General features: G+C 73.3%; 17 protein-coding genes and 1 tRNA gene. 3 read left to right on the top strand and 15 right to left on the bottom strand.

What is annotated here, in order from left to right; genetic code table 11:
- Positions 1–15: 15 nt before the first annotated feature.
- Positions 16–315, bottom strand: a complete 300-nt coding sequence (locus ACFUC1_RS04940) for a hypothetical protein (protein ID WP_379117215.1) — start codon at positions 313–315, stop codon at positions 16–18.
- 20 nt (positions 316–335) lie between these two features.
- On the bottom strand, positions 336–1,193 hold the full coding sequence (locus ACFUC1_RS04945) for a Bax inhibitor-1/YccA family protein (protein ID WP_379117218.1): 858 nt from the start codon (positions 1,191–1,193) through the stop codon (positions 336–338).
- A gap of 211 nt (positions 1,194–1,404) precedes the next feature.
- Between ACFUC1_RS04945 and ACFUC1_RS04950 the strand changes: the two genes are divergently transcribed.
- The gene (locus ACFUC1_RS04950) at positions 1,405–2,223 is read left to right on the top strand and encodes a hypothetical protein (RefSeq protein WP_379117220.1); all 819 of its coding nucleotides are present in this window, start codon (positions 1,405–1,407) and stop codon (positions 2,221–2,223) included.
- A gap of 83 nt (positions 2,224–2,306) precedes the next feature.
- On the opposite strand, the gene ACFUC1_RS04955 is transcribed toward ACFUC1_RS04950, so the two are convergent.
- The 3 genes from ACFUC1_RS04955 to ACFUC1_RS04965 form a co-directional block, all read right to left on the bottom strand.
- Positions 2,307–2,381 (bottom strand) — tRNA-Leu (locus ACFUC1_RS04955).
- A gap of 26 nt (positions 2,382–2,407) precedes the next feature.
- A complete protein-coding gene (locus tag ACFUC1_RS04960) occupies positions 2,408–3,268 on the bottom strand; it encodes an SDR family oxidoreductase (RefSeq protein WP_379117222.1) in 861 nt (286 codons plus the stop codon).
- Complete coding sequence (locus tag ACFUC1_RS04965; RefSeq protein WP_379117224.1) at positions 3,252–4,745, bottom strand: flavin-containing monooxygenase; 1,494 nt, start codon at positions 4,743–4,745, stop codon at positions 3,252–3,254. The genes ACFUC1_RS04960 and ACFUC1_RS04965 overlap by 17 nt, the downstream gene beginning before the upstream one ends.
- Before the next feature lie 53 nt (positions 4,746–4,798).
- On the opposite strand from ACFUC1_RS04965, the gene ACFUC1_RS04970 reads away from it, so the two are divergent.
- Positions 4,799–5,434 (top strand): TetR/AcrR family transcriptional regulator, encoded by a 636-nt coding sequence (locus ACFUC1_RS04970; protein WP_379117226.1) that lies wholly within the window; start codon positions 4,799–4,801, stop codon positions 5,432–5,434.
- Between the two features lie 38 nt (positions 5,435–5,472).
- Here the strand turns inward: ACFUC1_RS04970 and ACFUC1_RS04975 are convergent, their stop codons facing one another.
- From ACFUC1_RS04975 to ACFUC1_RS05005, 7 genes are all read right to left on the bottom strand, one after another.
- Positions 5,473–6,921 (bottom strand): MCE family protein, encoded by a 1,449-nt coding sequence (locus ACFUC1_RS04975; protein WP_379117228.1) that lies wholly within the window; start codon positions 6,919–6,921, stop codon positions 5,473–5,475.
- A gap of 132 nt (positions 6,922–7,053) precedes the next feature.
- Positions 7,054–8,007 (bottom strand): exopolyphosphatase, encoded by a 954-nt coding sequence (locus ACFUC1_RS04980; RefSeq protein ID WP_379117230.1) that lies wholly within the window; start codon positions 8,005–8,007, stop codon positions 7,054–7,056.
- A complete protein-coding gene (locus ACFUC1_RS04985; protein WP_379117232.1) occupies positions 8,004–8,516 on the bottom strand; it encodes a DUF501 domain-containing protein in 513 nt (170 codons plus the stop codon). Before ACFUC1_RS04985 ends, ACFUC1_RS04980 begins: the two co-directional genes overlap by 4 nt.
- Positions 8,513–9,163, bottom strand: a complete 651-nt coding sequence (locus ACFUC1_RS04990) for a septum formation initiator family protein (protein WP_379117234.1) — start codon at positions 9,161–9,163, stop codon at positions 8,513–8,515. Before ACFUC1_RS04990 ends, ACFUC1_RS04985 begins: the two co-directional genes overlap by 4 nt.
- Positions 9,164–9,225: 62 nt before the next feature.
- Positions 9,226–10,515, bottom strand: a complete 1,290-nt coding sequence (gene eno / locus ACFUC1_RS04995) for a phosphopyruvate hydratase (RefSeq protein ID WP_379117236.1) — start codon at positions 10,513–10,515, stop codon at positions 9,226–9,228.
- A gap of 147 nt (positions 10,516–10,662) precedes the next feature.
- Positions 10,663–11,589, bottom strand: coding sequence for a pseudouridine-5'-phosphate glycosidase (locus tag ACFUC1_RS05000; RefSeq protein ID WP_379117238.1), 927 nt, complete (start codon positions 11,587–11,589; stop codon positions 10,663–10,665).
- Positions 11,586–12,740, bottom strand: coding sequence for a PfkB family carbohydrate kinase (locus tag ACFUC1_RS05005; RefSeq protein WP_379117240.1), 1,155 nt, complete (start codon positions 12,738–12,740; stop codon positions 11,586–11,588). Before ACFUC1_RS05005 ends, ACFUC1_RS05000 begins: the two co-directional genes overlap by 4 nt.
- 73 nt (positions 12,741–12,813) lie before the next feature.
- On the opposite strand from ACFUC1_RS05005, the gene ACFUC1_RS05010 reads away from it, so the two are divergent.
- The gene (locus tag ACFUC1_RS05010) at positions 12,814–13,338 is read left to right on the top strand and encodes a 2'-5' RNA ligase family protein (protein ID WP_379117242.1); all 525 of its coding nucleotides are present in this window, start codon (positions 12,814–12,816) and stop codon (positions 13,336–13,338) included.
- A gap of 16 nt (positions 13,339–13,354) precedes the next feature.
- Here the strand turns inward: ACFUC1_RS05010 and ACFUC1_RS05015 are convergent, their stop codons facing one another.
- From ACFUC1_RS05015 to mfd, 3 genes are read right to left on the bottom strand one after another with little or no spacing between them, the layout of a single operon-like run.
- Positions 13,355–14,329 (bottom strand): MazG family protein, encoded by a 975-nt coding sequence (locus ACFUC1_RS05015; RefSeq protein WP_379117244.1) that lies wholly within the window; start codon positions 14,327–14,329, stop codon positions 13,355–13,357.
- Positions 14,330–14,338: 9 nt separating this feature from the next.
- Positions 14,339–14,872, bottom strand: coding sequence for a hypothetical protein (locus ACFUC1_RS05020; protein WP_379117246.1), 534 nt, complete (start codon positions 14,870–14,872; stop codon positions 14,339–14,341).
- Positions 14,873–14,892: 20 nt separating this feature from the next.
- Positions 14,893–18,489 carry a transcription-repair coupling factor gene (gene mfd / locus ACFUC1_RS05025; RefSeq protein ID WP_379117248.1) on the bottom strand — a complete coding sequence of 1,199 codons (3,597 nt, stop codon included), beginning with the start codon at positions 18,487–18,489 and terminating at the stop codon, positions 14,893–14,895.
- Between the last annotated feature and the right edge of the window lie 178 nt (positions 18,490–18,667).

Consider the following 18,667-nt stretch of genomic DNA (forward strand, 5'->3'; position numbering starts at 1 on the left):
GTCCGGGGCGCGCCCTCAGCCCAGCGCGCGGCGGAGGTCGGCCAGGCGGCGGTCGAGCCCCTCGGCCCGTCCTGCCGCGCAGGCGTCGAACACCAGGACGGTGAGCTGGTCGAGCAGGACCGCCGGGCCGAGGTCGGGCACCGCCACACCCGCCCGGTCGGCGGCAAGGGGGTCCGAGGCGGCGATGTCGTCGACGAGTGCCCGCACCACGGGGACGCGAGCGAGCGCGCGGTCCAGCGGCAGCTCACGCCACCGCCGGGCCACGCGCTCGAGCTCCGTCGACACCTCCTGCGGCACCGGTGAGGTCGGTGTCACGGAGTACGCCGTCCCCGGGATCAGTTGCTGCGCATGCGGCCCAGGAGCCGCAGGATCTCGAGGTACAGCCAGACCAGCGTGACGACGAGGCCGTGGGCGAGCAGCCACGAGTACTTCTGGGGGGCGCCGGCGGCGATGGCCCGGTCGATCGAGTCGAAGTCGACCGCGAGCATCAGCGACGCCAGCCCGATCGCGAAGATCGAGATGCCGAAGCCCAGCATCCCGGTGCCGCCGAGGCCGAAGGCCTGGTGCGCCACCAGGGCGTAGACGAGGTTCACCAGCGCGAAGATGGCGTAGCCCATGACGGCCATGACCACCATGCGACGGAACTTCTCGGTGACCTTGATCAGGCCCGTCTTGTAGGCGACGAGCATGCCGACGAAGACCGCGAGCGTGCCCATGACAGCCTGCGGGACGATGCCCTGGAACGCCGTCTCCTGGCCCGGCTGGTAGAACGCCGCGCTGTAGGACTCGCTGATGGCGCCGACGAACAGCCCCTCGAAGACGGCGTACGCCACGATCAGCGGCACGCTGACCGCCTTCTTGAAGGCGATGGCCAGTCCCAGGACGAGCGTGGCCACGACGCCGACGCCCCAGATCGCGATGCCCCAGGTCGGCGAGAGCGCCCACCCGACGGCGCCGGACACGAGCACGATGGCGAGGAGCGTCGCGGTCTTCATGATGACGTCGTCGATCGTGACGCGGCCGGTCTGGACCGGGCCGGCGGAGGGGCCGTTGTAGAGGTCCTCGAGCTGGCGCTGCGACATCGCGCCGTTCGCGCCCCACCCCGTGGTGGGCTGCTGCGGGGCCCGGCCGAACCCGGCGTACCCGCGGCGGGACTCCTTGTCGATCCGGTCGAACACCGGGTTGCTGGCCATCGTTCGTCTCCTCGGGAGGCTCGTGCGGCCCTGCGGTCGGCCGCTTCCTGCCCAGAGTACGTGCGACACCCACCGGGGGTTCCCGACCCGGCACGGCGGGAAACGGACACGTCCACCTTTGTGCGTATTTTCCCTGATGCTTCCGGCCGACCCGGTGGTCCCGCCCCCGTCACATACTCGTGCGCAACCGGGGCGACCAGGGAGGACTGCCATGGCGGGACCGAGCTTCAGCGACCCGACGACGCGCTGGCGGACGGCCGCGCTGGTCCTCGGCTGCCTGCTGGCCCTCGTCGGCCCGTACGTGATCCTGACCCGGGCCACGCCGTCGGACGGCCGGGCCGCCGCCGGCCAGGCCGCGCTGACCACCCCTCCCGGCGTGGCCGGGCTCGCCACGTCGTCAGCGCCCACCTCCCCGCCCAGGGGGGCGACACCGACGGCCACCGCCACGTCCGGCACCGGTGAGGTGGTGGGGGCCGACGTGTCGCCGGACTCGCCGCTCGGTCAGGCGATGGCCTCCTGCCGGCTGGCAGCCCTGCGGGTGGCGGCCTCGATGGGTGCGGCCGACGTGTCGCTCCAGCAGTTCGACAAGCACATCGACGCGATGAACCTGCTCGTCGCCGGGAAGATCAGCCTTGCCGTGGCAACACAGTTCTGGGACCAGACGCGCGTCGGGGCGGCACAGAACGCGGCGGAGTTCCGCCGCACCCAGGAGTCGACGGGGGACACCCGGTCCCAGTGCCCGGGACTGGACCCCGCCGTGGCCGCCTCCCTGCCGTTCGGGCCGGTGGACCAGCTCAACCAGTGCGTCACCTACGTGGGGCGTGCCGCGACGGCCCTCACCAAGGCGGACGCGGCGGTCACCACGTGGCAGCACCACATCCACGACATGGAGATGCTGCGCATGGGGGAGATCACCCCAGCACAGGCGACCGCCATGTGGCAGCGGAACTGGCACGTGGGCGAGGGCCAGCTCACGGCGTTCGAGGCAGCGCAGGCGCAGGCGCGTGCGGTGCACTGCCCCCTCGACTGACCGTCCCTGCCAGCCTTCCCCCACCCGGACCCCGCCGAGGGGATCGAGCGGCCGAGCGGCCGTGCGACGTGCGGCGTGCGGCGTGCCCCCGACGGGAGTCGAACCCGCACCCGGGGCGATTTTAAGTCGCCTGCCTCTGCCAGTTGGGCCACGGGGGCGCGCCCAGTATGCCGGGGGCCGTCGCTCAGGCGGACGCGGCCGCCCTGCGTGCCGCGCGCTCGTTGAGCCGGCGGTGGCCGGTGGCCTGCACCTGGACCATCCCGCGGGCCACGGGCGGCAGGTAGCGCAGCGTCCGCCACGAGAGGTGGGCGAGGAACCCGACCGGGATGACGGCCCTGTTCGCGGCGAGGCCGTCGACGGCCTTCCGTGCCACGACCTCGGGGGTGAGGAACGACGGCTGCATCAGGCGCACGCGGGCGCGGACGCTGTCGCCCCCGAAGCTGGGCGGCGCGGCATACACCTCGTCGAGGAGCGGGGTGTCGACGAAGCCCGGGCACAGCACGCTCACCCGCACCCCCTGGCTGGCCGCCTCGGCGCGCAGCGCCGTCGACAGGCCGACGACGGCGTGCTTGGTCGTCGTGTACGGCAGCATCGCCGGCGCCGGGATGAGGCCGGCGAGCGAGGCGGTGTTGAGGATGGAGCCGCGCCCCTGGCGGCGCAGGTGCGGGTATGCCGCGGTGACGCCGTGGATGACACCGCGCAGGTTCACGTCGAGGGCCTTGGCCCAGTGCCGCTCGTCGAGCTCCTCGAGCAGGCCGCCGATCGCCACGCCGGCGTTGTTGACCATGACGTCGAGCCGGCCGCGCTCCTCCACGACGCGGTCGACGAGGGCCGTGACGGCGTCGGCGTCGGCCACGTCGAGCGTCGCCGGGGTCGCTGCGCCCCCGAGGCGCGTGGCCGCCGACTGCGCCTTGACCGGGTCGATGTCGGCGACGACCACCGAGCTGCCGCGAGCCACGAGCTCGGCGGCGATCGCCAGGCCGATGCCGGACCCGCCACCGGTGACGATCGAGACCTGCGGGCTGAAGTCACTGCGCGAGAACACGGTCGGCCTCCGGTTGGCTGGGGGTGGGCAGGGGCTGGAAGTCCTCGTCGCGGCGGCGTCGGGTGCGCCACCAGTACGAGACGGTCGAGCCGGGCCAGAGCGTGGCGTTCCTGCCGTGCTCGTCGAGGTACCAGCTGTGGCAGCCGGTCGTCCACACCGTGTGCTGCGAACGCCGGTCCACCTCGCGGCGGAACGCCTCCTGCGCCGCAGGCGTGGTGACGGCCGGGCCCTGCACCCGGGCGCGGGCCAGCGAGTCGAGGACGTAGCGGGTGGCGAGCTCGATCATGAGCACGACCGAGTTGTGGCCCAGCCCCGTGTTCGGCCCGAGCAGGATGTACAGCTCGGGGAAGCCGGCCACCGTCACACCGAGGTTGGTGCGCATCCCGTCGTCCCAGGCCTGCGTGAGGGTGCGGCCGCCGAGCCCCCGGATGTCGATCCGCTCGTAGCTGCCGCGGACGTCGAACCCCGTGCCGAGGACGATGGCGTCGACCTCGTGGCGCGAGCCGTCCGCCGCGACGACCGCACCGTCCTCGACGGCGGCGATGGCCGACGTCACGAGCGAGACGTCGGGGCGGTTGAAGGTGGGCCAGTAGTCGCTCGACAGCAGGATGCGCTTGCAGCCGATGCGGTAGCGCGGGGTGAGCTGCTCCCGGACGTGCGGGTCGTCGACGGCCTTGTGCAGCTCGCGCAGGGCCAGCCGCTCGACGAGCCGGGCGATGGCCGGGAACCGCACGAACAGCGGCGCGCGGGCCTCGAGCTCCCAGTAGGTGCGCCACCGGACGGCGCGCTGCAGGGCGGGGAAGCGCCGGAAGAGCCGCTGGCGCCGCGGGCTCCACGGGCGGTCCTTCTTCGGCATGGCCCAGGCCGGGGTGCGCTGGAAGACGGTCGTGTGCGCGGCTCGCGGGGCCAGCTCGGGCAGCAGCTGCACCGAGCTCGCGCCGGTCCCCACCAGCGCGACGCGCTTGCCGTCGAGGTCGTCCCGCTCCGGCCAGTCGGCCGTGTGCAGCACCGGACCGGGGAAGGCGTCGAGCCCGGGCACGTCGGGCACCCGTGGCTCGTGCAGCGCCCCCACGCCGAGGACCAGCGCGTCCGCCGTCCACTGTCGCCCGTCGGCGGCGGTGAGGCGCCAGCGGCGGGCCTGCTCCTCCCACTCGGCCGCCCGCAGGTCCGCGCCGAAGACGGTGCGCTCGCGCACGGCATACCGGTCGGCGACGTCGCGCAGGTAGGCCCAGATCTCACCCGCCGTGGCGTAGTCGCGTGACCAGGAGGGGTTCTGCTCGAAGGAGAAGGAGTACAGGCGCGAGGGCACGTCGCACGCGCACCCCGGGTAGCGGTTGTCGCGCCAGGTGCCACCGACCTCGGCGGCCTTCTCCAGGACGACGTAGTCGTGCTCGCCGCGCTGGGATAGCCGGATCGCCATGCCGAGGCCGGAGAACCCGGTGCCCACGATCGCCACGGAGTGGTGGGGGACGGACATGGAGCACAACTTACCATGGGTAAGTTGTGGGCGGGAGGCCCTAGGATCACGGCGTGAGCACCGCCCCGCAGGACCGCCCGACCCGTCGCCGGATGCCGCGCGCCGAGCGCGAGGCCCAGATCCTCGTGGTCGCCGAGCAGGTCTTCGCCGAGCGCGGGTACTCGGCCACGACCATGGAGGACGTCGCCGAGCGCGTGGGGGTCACCAAGCCGCTCATCTACGAGTACTTCGGGTCCAAGGAGGGGCTGCTCTCCGCGTGCATCGTCAGGGCGCGCACGCAGCTGCGCGAGGTGACCGAGTCCGCCTGGGAGGCGGCCGGCCCCGGCGCCGAGCTCGTGGACGTCTTCCGGGCGGGGGTGCTCGCCTTCTTCGAGTTCATCGACGAGCACGCCAACGCCTTCGTCCTCATCCAGCAGGAGGGCGCGATGGCATCGCAGGCGAGCCCGCTCATCGAGAGCATCCGCGAGCAGCAGTCCGAGGCCATCGCCCGCACCCTCGCGTCCGCGCCCGGGCTCGGCCAGGTGCCGCTCGAGCTCCTGCAGGGGTATGCCGAGGTGGTCGTCGGCGCGTGCGAGCGGGTCGCCGTGTGGCGCGCCCGGAGGCCCGGCACCACGGCGGTGGAGGCGACCGAGCTCGTGGTCTCGGCGCTGTGGGGCGGCCTGGCGTCGCTGCAGCCCGACCCGGCCTGACGGCGCTCGACGCGGACTGACGGCGGCCCCAACCCGGCTCAGCGCTGGTCGACGGTGCTGCCGCGGAGCATCGGGCCCGCGAGCAGCGTCGTGATCGCCGAGGGCGAGGCCGCGTCGGGCTGCAGGAGCGCGGTCACGAGCTGCTGCTCCTGCACCGTCCCAGCCAGCCCGGCGTCGGGGTCGGGGATCGCCGCCCCCGCGGCGCCCGCGAACATCTGCGGCAGCGCGGAGTAGGACGGGTTCGAGCTGTAGCCGCCGACGTTGTGCGTGCCGTCGTCGAACTTCTTGCCCGGGACGGGGTACTCCTGGCTGGTCGGGTGGCCGAACCGGTCGTGGGGGTCCGGCAGCAGGTTGCAGGCGGCGGGGCGGTGCTCGCCCCAGCGCGGCTCCTCCCCCGGCACGTACCCGGGACGCTGGGAGGAGCTGAGCTCCACGGTGATGTGGAACCTCCGGTCGCGGAACGCGTCGTCGATGCGCGGCCGCCAGTCGACCAGCGCCTGGGTGAAGCAGGGGTACTGGGGCGAGTACTTCGCGAACAGCTCCATGGTCGGGCGGCCCACCTTCCCGACCCGGATGATGCGGTCACCGTTGGCGTCCAGGAAGTCCGCGGTCGTGTTCGCGAACCCCGCCGTCCCCGCAAGGAACCCCGCCAGCTGGTCCTTCTTCGTCACGATCGTCGTGTTCGTCGTGATCAGGTTCGTCGCCGCCCGCACCAGGTCCGGCGCCGCCACGGCATACGTGCTCGCCAGGTCCGCCAACCCACTGATGTCCGCCTTGATCACCGGCATTGTCGGGTTCAGGACCTTGAAGTAGTCATCCACCAGCACCAGGTTCTGCCCCAGCCGCGTCCCCCGACCCTCCAACGCCGACGCCAACGCGTTCAACGTCGTCGCCAGCCTGTCCGGACGCACCGTCCGCAACAACGGCAACAGGTCGTCGAACACCTTCTCCAGCTCGATCGCCACACTCGTGCGGTCCTGCTCGATCGTGTCCCCCGGCTCGAGGTGGCGCCCGGACGGGTGCTCGGGCGGCACGAGGTCGACGAACCGCTCACCGAAGAGCGTCTTGGGCAGCAGCCGCGCGGAGACGTCCGCCGGGATGAGGTCGACCGTCGAGGGGTCGAGGGCGAGCTGAAGACGTGCGCCCCTGCCCGTGGTCGAGATGCCTCGGACCTCCCCGACGATGAGCCCGCGCAGCTTGACGTCGGCAGAGGTCTGCAGCTGGGAACCGATGCGGTCGGTGAGCAGCGTGACGTCGACCGACCGGGTGAAGACCTTGGCGTAGGACGCGACGCACAGGGCCATGAGCAGCCCCACGACGAGGAGGAAGGCCGCGCCGTACGCCCGGTCGCTCAGCCGGGCGACCCACCCGCGGGCCGGCCCGATCGGCGAGGTCGGCGTGGTCGGGAGCACGGCGGCGTCGAGGGCCCCCGGGTCGGCTGCCCGGTCGTCCTGCGGCGGTCGCTCGCGTCCCTCGACCGTCCTCACCACCCCTCGTCGCGTGATGTGCGTCACCGGGCCAACGAGGCTGCAGCCCGCGAGGTTACGGCCGGTCAGCTCCAGCTCCCGTGCCGAGGGCCCAGACCTCGCGGGCGGCACTTCGGGCGGCGGGCGCGTGCGTCAGGCGGTGCGGTCGGCGACCGACAGGGCGATGCCGTCGAGGATGTCGTGCTCGGAGGTCACGACCCGCGTGACGCCCCGCGCCGCGAGCCGGGAGACGACCTCGCGCCAGATGAGCGCCCCGCCGCCGATGACGTCGACCCGGCCGGGGTGCATGAAGCCGAGCTCCGCGCGCTGGGCGCGCGTGCGGTGCAGCAGGTCCTCGCACGAGGCGACCACCTCGTCCGGCGCGAGGGTCGACAGGTGGATCCGGCTGGGGTCGTACTGCGGCAGGTGCAGGGCATTCGCGGTGACCGTGGTGACGCTGCCCGCGAGCCCGACGAGCGAGCCGACGCCGTCGAGGTCGACGACCTCCTCGGCCAGGTCCAGGGCCGCGCGGATGTCGCGCACCGCCGCCTCCACCTGCTCGGGCGTGGGTGGGTCCGAGACCAGGTGGCGCTCGGTCATGCGGACGCAGCCGATGTCGACCGAGCGGGCCGCCTCGACCCGCTCGGTGCCGCGGACGAGCTCGGTCGAGCCGCCGCCGAGGTCGACAACGAGGTAGGGCCCGGGTGTGCCGGCGGCGTGCAGGTCGCCGGTCGCGCCGCGGAAGGACAGGGCTGCCTCCTCGTCGCCCGAGACCACCTCGGGGGCGACGTCGTAGTCGCCGAAGGCGTCGCGGACCCCGGCCACGAACTCGCCCGCGTTCGAGGCGTCCCGGGAGGCGGAGGTGGCGACGAACCGCACCCGCTCGGCGCCCAGCTCACGGCACTGGCCGGCATACGTGCTCGCCATGGCCAGCGTGCGGGCCATGGCCTGCGGGTCGATCGAGCCGGTGCGGTCGACGCCGTAGCCGAGGCGCACGACCTCCATCCGGCGCAGCACGTCGGTGAGGCCGCCGGTTGCGGGGTCGACGTCGGCGACCAGCAGGCGGATCGAGTTGGTGCCGCAGTCGACGGCGCCGACCCGGGTCACGCGCCCGCCGCCGGCTGGTCGGGCACGCAGGACCCGTCGGCCCACCAGTCCCCGAGCATCGCCAGCGCCTCGTCGCCGAGCGGGTTGGCGCCGGGGCCGACGGCGAGCGAGTGCGCCACGAGGACGTGCAGGCACTTGACGCGGGTCGGCATGCCGCCGGCGGAGATGCCCTCGATCTCGGGCACCGAGCCGAGCGCGGCGCGCCGCACGAGGTAGTCCTCGTGGGCCGCGGCGTACGCGGCGGCGAGGTCCTCGTCGACGCCGAGGCGCTCGGTCATCTCGCGCATCACGCCCTGGCTCTCCAGGGTGGAGATGGCCCCGGTCAGCTTGGGGCAGGTGGCGTAGAACGTCGTCGGGAACGGCGTCCCGTCGGGCAGCCGCGGCTCGGTGGTGAGCACGTCCGGGCGGCCGCAGGGGCAGCGGTGGGCGACGGCGGCGACGCCGCGCGGCACACGACCGAGCTGGGCGTCGACGGCCTCGAGGTCCGCCGCCGTGGGCTGCTCGGTCACTTCGCCGGAGCCGTCGTCTCGCGCGGCCCCTCGTCCGCCGCCCGGACCGACTCCCACAGCTGGCCGTACCAGGGGTGGTCGCTGGCACCGGCCGGCGCCTTGGCGACCCCCGGCTCGGACGGGGCTGCCGGCTTGCCGTCGATCACGGTGTACGACTTCTCCCCGACCTTGACGAACTTGAGCCGCTCGCGGGCCTGCTGCACGACGTAGGCGTCGTCGTTCCAGCGCGCCTGCTCCTTCTGGAGCCCGATGACGTCGTCGCGCTGGCTGGCCACCTGGCCGCGCAGGGCGTCGATCTCCCCCTGCTGGCGCAGGTACGAGCGCAGGGTCGGCACGAGGGTGACGGCGAGCAGCACGAGGATCGAGGCGAGGACGACCACGCGCATGACACCGCGGGCCGCCTTGCGCTCCTGCGACACCTGCACGGACGTGGCCTTGCGCAGGGCGCCCGACGCCGTGGCACGCGAGCGCCCGGGCCCGGCTCCCGGCCGCGCGGAGGTGCCGCGGGCGGCTGCGCTGCGTGCCGCCGAGGGACGCGGCGACGCCCCCCGCGCAGGGGCGGGACGGCCCGACGCGCCACCCGGCGTCGCCGGGGTGCGGCGTGCCGGTCGCCCGCGGCCGGCGCTGCCGTGCCCGGTGCCCGCCATGTCGAGCCCTCCCTCGTCCCCTCGGTGGCGTGTGGTCGGTCGTGTGGTGCGCTGCGGTGGCGTCAGCGGCCGGCCGTGAACCGGGGGAAGGCGCCGGCGCCGGCATACACGGCCGCGTCGTCGAGCTCCTCCTCGATCCGCAACAGCTGGTTGTACTTGGCCACGCGCTCGGACCGGGCGGGGGCGCCGGTCTTGATCTGGCCGCAGTTGGTGGCGACCGCGAGGTCGGCGATGGTGACGTCCTCGGTCTCGCCGGAGCGGTGGCTCATCATGCAGCGGTAGCCGTTGCGGTGCGCGAGGTCGACGGCGTCGAGGGTCTCGGTGAGCGAGCCGATCTGGTTGACCTTGACCAGCAGCGCGTTGGCGGTGCCGGAGGCGATGCCGCGGCCGAGGCGCTCGGGGTTGGTGACGAAGAGGTCGTCCCCGACGAGCTGGACCTTGCTGCTCAGGCGCTCGGTCATGGCCTTCCAGCCGTCCCAGTCCTCCTCGTCGAGCGGGTCCTCGATGGACACCAGCGGGTAGGACTCGACGAGCTCGGCGTAGTAGTCGATCAGCTCGCCGCTGCTCTTGGCGACGCCCTCGAACTGGTAGGTGCCGTCCTCGTTGTGGAACTCGCTGGCAGCGACGTCGAGGGCCAGGGCGATCTGCGTGCCCGGCTGGTAGCCGGCCTTCTCGATGGCCTCCAGGATGAGGTCGAGCGCCGCGCGGTTGGACTCCAGGTTGGGGGCGAAGCCGCCCTCGTCACCGAGGCCGGTGGCCAGGCCGCGCTCCTTGAGCACGGACTTGAGCGCGTGGTAGACCTCCGCGCCCCAGCGCAGGGCCTCGCGGAAGGACTCGGCGCCGATCGGCGCGATCATGAACTCCTGCACGTCGACGTTGGAGTCGGCGTGGCTGCCGCCGTTGAGGATGTTCATCATCGGGACCGGCAGTACGTGGGCGTTGGGGCCGCCGACGTAGCGGAACAGCGGGAGGCCGGCGGACTCGGCCGCGGCCTTGGCGACGGCCAGGGAGACACCGAGGATGGCGTTGGCGCCGAGCTTGCCCTTGTTGTCGGTGCCGTCGAGGTCGAGCATCACCTGGTCGACGAGCCGCTGCTCGCTGGCCTCGTAGCCGACGAGCTTGGGGTTGATCTCGTCGAGGACCGCGTCCACGGCCGCCTCGACGCCCTTGCCGAGGTAGCGGCCCTTGTCGCCGTCCCGGCGCTCGACCGCCTCGAAGGCACCCGTGGAGGCACCCGACGGGACCGCCGCGCGGGCGATGGTGCCGTCGTCGAGGGCCACCTCGACCTCGACCGTGGGGTTGCCGCGCGAGTCGAGGATCTCGCGGGCGCCGACTGCGTCAATGCTGGCCACAGACTTCTCCATCGTGGTGCTCCGAAGGGGTACGTCCCGAGGCTACCGGGCGAGCGGGCCCCCATCGACGACCGACCCGCACCCCGGACCGGACGGATGGGGACGTATGCCGCGCCGCCGGCTGCGCGGCACACGCGGGGGCCGGGGTCAGGCGGTGAGGCGCTGGTAGGCGACCGCGACGGCGGCGCCGAGGTGGGCGTTGTGGCGGACCAGGGCGATGTTGGTCTCCAGCGACTGCCCGCCCGACAGCTCGACGATCCGGCCGAGGAGGAACGGCGTGATGTCCTTGCCCGTGATGCCGCGCTCGTCGCACTCGGCAAGGGCCCGCTCGATGAGCCGGCCGATCTCGGCGGCCGGGATCTCGTCGGCCTCCGGCACCGGGTTGGCCACCGAGATCGCGCCCTCGACCCCGAGGTCCCACTTGGCCGCCATCATGGCGGCGACCTCCTCGGGTGAGTCGACCCGCAGGGGTGCGGGGTGGCCGCTGGAGCGCGAGTAGAAGGACGGGAACTCGTCGCTGCCGTGGACCACGACCGGCACGCCCAGGGTCTCGAGGGTCTCGAGGGTGAGGCCGATGTCGAGGATCGACTTCACGCCGGCGGACACGACGGCGACGTCCGTCCGGCCCAGCTCGGTGAGGTCGGCCGAGACGTCGAAGCTGTGCTCGGCGCCGCGGTGCACGCCGCCGAGGCCGCCGGTCACGAAGACCCGGATGCCGGCGAGCGCCGCGAGGCGCATCGTGCTGGCGACCGTCGTGGCGCCGTGCAGCTTGCGGGCCATGACGTAGGGCAGGTCGCGCAGGCTCACCTTGGCGACGTCCGGCGAGCTGGCGAGGGTCTCGAGCTCGTCGGGCGACAGGCCGATCCGGGGCACCCCGTCCAGGACGGCGATGGTCGCCGGCGTGGCGCCGCCCGCCCGGATGATGCCCTCGACCTCCAGGGCCATCTCCACGTTGCGCGGGTAGGGCATGCCGTGGCTGATGATCGTCGACTCCAGGGCGACGACCGGCCGGCCGGCGGCCAGCGAGTCGGCGACCTCGTCGCGCAGGGCGAGGGACGGGTGGGGGGTGGTCATCGCTTCTTCTCCTGGCTGGGTCGGGGTGCGTGCCGGCGCAGCTCGGCGTCGACGAGGCTGGCGGTCAGGTCGGGGCGGACGGTCTCCGTGCTGGCGACCGTCAGGCCGGCGGCAGCCTGGCCGAAGCGAGCCGCCTCGACCGCGCTGTCGCCGCGCAGCCACGCGTGGACGAACGCGGCGGTCATGGAGTCACCGGCGCCCGTGACGTCGGCGACCTGCACGCTGGGCGCGGCCAGCGTCGTCACCGTGACGCGGCCGTCGTCGTCGAGGCTGCTGAGGATGCTGCCGCGGACGCCGCGGCGCACCCACACGTGCGTGACCCCGCGGCCGTGGAGGACACGGGCGGCCCTGGTGATGGCGCCCTTGGTGTCGGCGACGGGCTCGTCGACGATCGCCGACAGCTCGTCCGAGTTGGGGGTGATCGCCAGGATCGGGCGCTCCGGCGACAGCGTGGCCGCGAGGTGCCGCGCCTTGGGGACGCTCACCGGGTCGAGGACCACGGGAACCCCCACCGCGCGGGCGAAGTCGAGCAGCCAGGCGGTGGGCGCGGCGGGGATGTTGCCGTCGACGACGAGCAGGTCGGCGTGGGCGAGCAGGTCGCGGGCGGCACCGAGCTGCCGGACGGTCAGGGCGTCGGTGACGCTCATGTTGGAGATGGCCACGAGCAGCTCACCCGTGGCGTCGAGGACGGCGAGGTAGGTGCCCGTCGGGCCGTCGACGGCGACCATGTGGTCGACCACCACCCCGGCGCTGCGGGTGAGCGCCACGACCTGGTCGCCGAAGGGGTCGCGGCCGACGGGGGCGACGAGGTGCGTCGGCGTGCCGAGCCGGGCGAGGTTCTCGGCGATGTTGCGGCCCACCCCACCGGGCGTCGTGAACGCCTCGCCGGGGTTCGAGGTGCGCAGCTCCACCGCGGCGCGGGAGTGCGCCTTGATGTCCATGTTGGCGCCGCCGACCACGACGACCGAGTGGGCGGCAGCCCGCACGACGTAGCCGCGGCCGAGGATGACGCCCTTGCGGGTGAGGTTGGACAGGTGCACCGACACGGCGGCCTTGGTCGACCCGACGCGCTCGGCGAGGGCCGCGGCGTCGAGCAGGGGGTCGGCGCGCAGCAGGTCCACGATCTCGCGCTCGCGCTGCGTCAGGCTCATGTTTGGAACTCTAAGGCATCTTCAGGAATTCAAACAGACCCCATCCCACCGGCGGGTCGCGCACAATGGCTGCGTGGCCCTCGCGGTGTGCCTGCTCTTCGACACCCGGACCGACCGCGCGCTGCGGCGCCTGTGGGCCCGGCTCGAGGAGCACGGCATACCGACGCTGCTCACCCACACCCACCGCCGGCACGTGCCCCACGTGTCGTATGCCGTCTACCGCACGTTCGACGTGGACCGGGTGCGGGCCGCGGTCGCCGAGCTGGCCCCCGTCGAGCCGGTCACCCTGCACTTCGACGCCGTCGCGCTCTTCCGGCGGCGACGCGCGGCCCTCCTCGCCGCGGCCACCCCGCAGCTCCTCGCGCGCCAGGCCGAGGTCGTCGCCGCCGGGGAGTCGACGGGCGCGGACCTGCACGTGCACTACCGCCCCGGCCAGTGGATCCCGCACGCGAGCCTGGCCACCAGCGTGCGGCGCGACGACGTGGCGACCGCCGCCACGACGGCCTTCGAGATCCTGCCGCTGCGGGCGGTCGCCGACCGGGTCGCCCTGGTGGACAGCAGCACCGGACAGCGCTGGGAGCTCCCGGGACGCGCCTGACGGCCCGCCGCCGGGGTCAGGCCTGCTGGTCGAGCCGGCGCAGTGCCCGGCGCAGCTCGGCCTCGGCGTCCGTGCCCTCGGCGCGGGCGCGGGCGACCAGGGCCAGCAGCTGGGAGGCGACGTCCTCCCCCGCAGCCGGGAGCGAGTCGCCACGGCGCTCGAGCCTCGCGACGACCTTGTCCGCCGCGAGCAGCGCGGGCAGCGACGCCGGTATGCCGTGGAGCAGGCCCGCGTGCCCCGCCTCACCACCGGCGTGCTCGGCCTTGGCCGCCCGCTCCTGGGCCTTGATGAGCTCCCAGTTGCGCTCGACCTCCTCGGGCGTGGCGGCCGCGTCGTCGGCGAAGACGTGGGGGTGGCGGCGGACGAGCTTGGCGACGAGGCCCCCGGCGACGTCGTCGATGTCGAACGGCTGGTCGGGGTGCTCCTCGGCGACCCGGGACTGGAAGGCGACCTGCAGGAGCACGTCGCCGAGCTCCTCGCGCATGTGGTCCCGGTCGCCGGACTCGATCGCCTCGGCGGCCTCGTGCGACTCCTCGACCAGGTACTTCACCAGCGACTCGTGGGTCTGCTCGGCGTCCCACGGACAGCCGCCGGGAGAGCGCAGCCGGTCCATGACGGCCACCACGTCGAGCAGCCGGGCACCCTGGACGTCCCAGGAGCCGACGACGACCTCGACCTCGGGCGGCTCGGGCAGCCGCGACACCTCGGCGGCGACGGCGTCCGTCAGCCCCGGGTCGGCGTCGGCCGAGGACACCCAGACGACCCGCCCCTCCCCCGCCCGGGCCACGAGGTCGCGGGCGAGGGCAGGGGGCGGCACGTCACCGGCATACGCCACCGAGACACCGGACTCCACGAGGGCCGCGGCCAGCGGCTCGTCCGCCCCCCGCGCCAGCACGTGGTCGGCCGCCTCCACCGCCTGCCAGGCCGACCGGCTCAGCAGCCCCGGTGCGACCCGGGGGCTGGCGACGAGCAGGCTGAGGCGGCCGGCCACGACGGCGCGTCAGCCCTGGGGCGTGGCGGTCGTCGTCGGCGTCTGCTTGATCCAGTTGGGCGAGGACGCGTCGAAGGCGATCCGCTTGGCGTCGAAGGTGCCGTAGCGGGGGTTGATCGTGATCTTCGCCTTGTGCAGGGCAGCGATCGCCTCGTTCTGCTGCGCCTGGTCGAGCGCGGAGGGGTTGTTCGGGTTGAGCAGGTCGCTCGTGCGGATCAGCTCCAGGGCGGCCTCGCTGAGCCGGCCGGAGGCGTCGTCCATGCTCGCACGCACCTGGCTGTCGGAGACGCCCTTGCCCGCGCGGTCGGCGACCGGCGTGACGAAGGGGGCGTACACCAGCAGCGTGAGCGCGGTCGCCGTGTCGATCTGCGCGTTGGGCACGACCTCCTTGATGGAGGTCACCGCCTGCTGCACCTCGGTCTCGGAGATGCGCTCGCCGTTCACGACGGCGGCGGTGTCGGCGGTGGCACAGCCGGACACGGCCAGCACGCCGGCAGCCAGCACGGCCGCGGCGGACGCGCGCAGGACGCGAGTTGCGTTCACGAAGTTCCCTCTCTCGGTGCTCAGCGGGCGGTCGCCGCTCCCTGTCCGGCTCCGACGCGGGCCGCGTCGGAGACGCTGCCCAGCAGCACGGCGCGGATGAGGTCGCTGGCCCACTGCAAGACTGCCGTGTCGCGCAGCGGTTTTCCACCCACCCGGGCCGTGGTCGGCTTCGGCACGAGAATGGTATGCACCGCGTCCTTGACCAACGACTTCGGGTACAGCCGCTGCAGCCGCAGCTGCGCCGACTCGGGCAGGTCGACCGGCCCGAACCGCACGTAGTTGCCCTGCACGGAGATGTCGGCGACCCCTGCCTGGCGGGCCACGGTGCGCAGCCGGGCGACCTCGAACAGGTGCTGCACCGGCTCCGGCGGCGTGCCGTAGCGGTCCTCGAGCTCGGCCACGATCTCGGCCAGCTGGTCCTCGTCGACGACGCTGGCGAGCTTCTTGTAGGCCTCGAGCCGCAGCCGCTCCCCCGGCACGTAGTCGTGCGGCAGGTGGGCGTCGACCGGCAGCTCGATCTTGATCTCGGCCGGGGCCGTCTCGCCCTCGCCGCGGAAGTCGGCCACCGCCTCGCCGACCAGCCGGACGTAGAGGTCGAAGCCGACCCCGGCGATGTGGCCGGACTGCTCGCCGCCGAGCAGGTTGCCGGCCCCGCGGATCTCGAGGTCCTTCATGGCGATCTGGATGCCGGCACCGAGGTCGGTGTGGCTGGCCATGGTCTGCAGCCGGTCGTGCGCGGTCTCGGTCATCGGCTTCTCGGGCGGGTACAGGAAGTAGCAGTAGGCCCGCTCGCGGCCACGACCGACCCGCCCACGCAGCTGGTGCAGCTGGCTCAGGCCGAGGACGTCGGCCCGCTCGACGATGAGGGTGTTGGCGTTGGAGATGTCCAGGCCCGTCTCGACGATGGTGGTGCAGACGAGGACGTCGAACTTCTTGTCCCAGAAGTCGACGACGACCTGCTCGAGCTTGTGCTCGCCCATCTTGCCGTGGGCGGTCGCGACGCGGGCCTCGGGCACGAGCTCGCGGATGCGGCTCGCGGCCTTCTCGATGCTCGACACCTTGTTGTGGACGAGGAACACCTGGCCGTCTCGGAGCAGCTCGCGCCGGATCGCGGCGACGATCTGCTTCTCGTCGTAGGCGCCGACGTACGTGAGGACGGGGTGCCGCTCCTCCGGCGGCGTGGCGAGCGTCGACATCTCGCGGATGCCGGTCACGGCCATCTCGAGCGTGCGCGGGATCGGGGTGGCGGACATCGCCAGCACGTCGACCGAGGTGCGCAGGCTCTTGAGCTGCTCCTTGTGCTCGACACCGAACCGCTGCTCCTCGTCGATGACGACGAGGCCGAGGTCCTTGTAGCGGATGTCCTTGGACAGCAGGCGGTGCGTGCCGATGACGAGGTCGACGCTGCCGTCGGCGAGGCCGGAGATCGTCTCGCGGGCCTCCTTGTCCGTCTGGAACCGGGACAGCGCCCTCACCGTCACCGGGAACTGCTGGTAGCGCTCGGTGAAGGTCTGCAGGTGCTGCTGGACGAGCAGGGTCGTCGGGACCAGCACGGCGACCTGCTTGCCGTCCTGGATCGCCTTGAACGCGGCGCGCACGGCGATCTCGGTCTTGCCGTAGCCGACGTCGCCGCAGATGAGGCGGTCCATCGGCACGGTGCGCTCCATGTCGGCCTTGACCTCGTCGATGGACGACAGCTGGTCCGGCGTCTCGACGTAGGCGAAGGCGTCCTCGAGCTCGCGCTGCCACGGGGTGTCCGGGCCGAACGCGTGGCCGCTGGTCGCCATGCGCGCGGAGTAGAGCTGGATGAGCTCGGCCGCGATCTGCTTGACGTAGCGGCGCGCCTTGCTCTTGGTCTGCTTCCAGTCCGAGCCGCCCATGCGGTTCAGGGTCGGCTGCTCGCCGCCGACGTACCGCGTGACCTGGTCGAGCTGGTCGGTCGGGACGAAGAGGCGGTCGCCCGGCTGGCCGCGCTTGGACGCCGCGTACTCGATGACGAGGTACTCGCGGGTCGCGCCGCCGACGGTGCGCTGCACCATCTCGACGAACTTGCCGACACCGTGCTGCTCGTGGACGACGAAGTCGCCCGGCTTGAGCTGGAGCGGGTCGACCTGGTTGCGCCGCCGCGACGGCATCCTGCGCATGTCCTTGGTCGAGCCGCCCGTGCCGGTCGAGCCGGTCAGGTCGTTCTCGGTGATGACCGCGAACCTGCTCGCGGGACATAGGAACCCGCTGCCCACCGACCCGTTGGTGAGGTGGACGACGCCCTCGGCCAGGTCGGTGAGGTCGGCGTCGAGCCGGGCCGGCACGGACTCGGTCGCGAGCACCTCGGCCACGCGCCGGGCCATGCCGGGCCCCTCGGTGACCACGACGACGCGCCAGCCGTCGGTGACCCAGCGACGCAGGTCGGCCACGGCGTCGGGGGTGCTTCCGCGGTAGCGCGGCGCCTCCTCGAGCCCGGTGTTGACGACGACCGCGTCGTCGGCGGCCGTCTCCTCGTCGGCGACGAACGGCGACAGGTCCCACCACGGCATACCGAGCTCGGCGGCGTGGGCACGCAGGTCGGCGACGGTCCAGAACGACGCGGTGCCCAGCACGCCCTGCAGGTCGATCGGCACGGCGTTGCCCGCGGCGGCGTTGGCCCAGCCGGCGTCGAGGAACTCCTGGCTGGTCGCGACGAGGTCGTGGGCTCGGGTGCGCACGCGCTCGGGGTCGCACAGGACGACCGCGCTGCGCTCACGCAGGGTGTCGAGGATGCTCTCCATGCCGTCGACGAGGGCCGGGGTCAGCGACTCCATGCCCTCGACGGCGATGCCCTCGGCGAGCTTGCCCAGCAGGTCGAGGGCGCCCGGGAGCTGGTCCATCAGGGCCCTGGCCCGCTCACGGACGGAGTCGGTGAGCAGGACCTCGCGGCACGGCGGCGCCCACAGGCCGTGCTCGGCCACCTCGAGGCTGCGCTGGTCGGCGACCTTGAACCAGCGGATCTCCTCCACCGTGTCGCCCCAGTACTCGACGCGGACCGGGTGGTCCTCGGTCGGTGGGAAGACGTCGAGGATGCCGCCGCGCACGGCGAACTCACCGCGCCGCTCGACGAGGTCCGTGCGCGTGTATGCCGCGGCGGCGAGGTCCTCGACGACCTGCTCGAGGGGCGCCTCGTCGCCTGCGCGGAGCGAGACCGGCGCGAGCTCGCCGAGGCCCTGGGCCAGCGGCTGCAGGACGGCGCGGACCGGGGCGACGACGACGTCGAGCGGGCCGTACGCCGCGTCCGTGGGGTCCGGGTGGCGCAGTCGGCGCAGGACGGCGAGCCGCTTGCCGACGGTGTCGCTGCGGGGGCTCAGACGCTCGTGCGGCAGCGTCTCCCAGGCCGGGAAGTCGGCCACGCGCGCGGGGTCGAGGAAGCAGCCGAGGGCGTCGACGAGGTCCTCGGCCTCGCGGGTGGTCGCGGTGACGACGAGCAGCGGCCGGCCCGACTCGCGGGCCATCGCCGCGATCAGCTCCGGGCGCGCGCCGGCGGCGACGCTGAGGTCGGCGGAGGGCTCGCCGGAGCGGGCGACGGTGAGGGCACCGGCCACCGCAGGGTCGGTGGCGAGGACGTCGAGCAGGGGGGCCAGCGACACGGGGACATCTCTCCTGGGGCAGCACGAACGCCCCACCGCAAGGAGCAGGTGGGGGTGCTCCCACTGTAACCGCGAGGCCCGACACGGCACCCGGCCACCGGCCGGTCGTGCACCCGGCCCACCACCTCCTACAGCATCGGCATGGGGTGCCGGCCCCCCGGCGCTCGTACCGTCGAAG

This window comes from Pedococcus sp. NPDC057267, assembly GCF_042668795.1.
Classification (GTDB): Bacteria; Actinomycetota; Actinomycetes; order Actinomycetales; family Dermatophilaceae; genus Pedococcus.

Bases quoted from the DNA above. Each gene is read 5' to 3' on its own strand.
- ACFUC1_RS04945 (WP_379117218.1), bottom strand. From the start codon at position 1,193: ATGGCCAGCAACCCGGTGTTCGACCGGATCGACAAGGAGTCCCGCCGC.
- ACFUC1_RS04950 (WP_379117220.1), top strand. From the start codon at position 1,405: ATGGCGGGACCGAGCTTCAGCGACCCGACGACGCGCTGGCGGACGGCC.
- ACFUC1_RS04965 (WP_379117224.1), bottom strand. From the start codon at position 4,745: ATGTCCGTCCCCCACCACTCCGTGGCGATCGTGGGCACCGGGTTCTCC.
- ACFUC1_RS04990 (WP_379117234.1), bottom strand. From the start codon at position 9,163: ATGGCGGGCACCGGGCACGGCAGCGCCGGCCGCGGGCGACCGGCACGC.
- ACFUC1_RS05000 (WP_379117238.1), bottom strand. From the start codon at position 11,589: ATGACCACCCCCCACCCGTCCCTCGCCCTGCGCGACGAGGTCGCCGAC.
- ACFUC1_RS05005 (WP_379117240.1), bottom strand. From the start codon at position 12,740: ATGAGCCTGACGCAGCGCGAGCGCGAGATCGTGGACCTGCTGCGCGCC.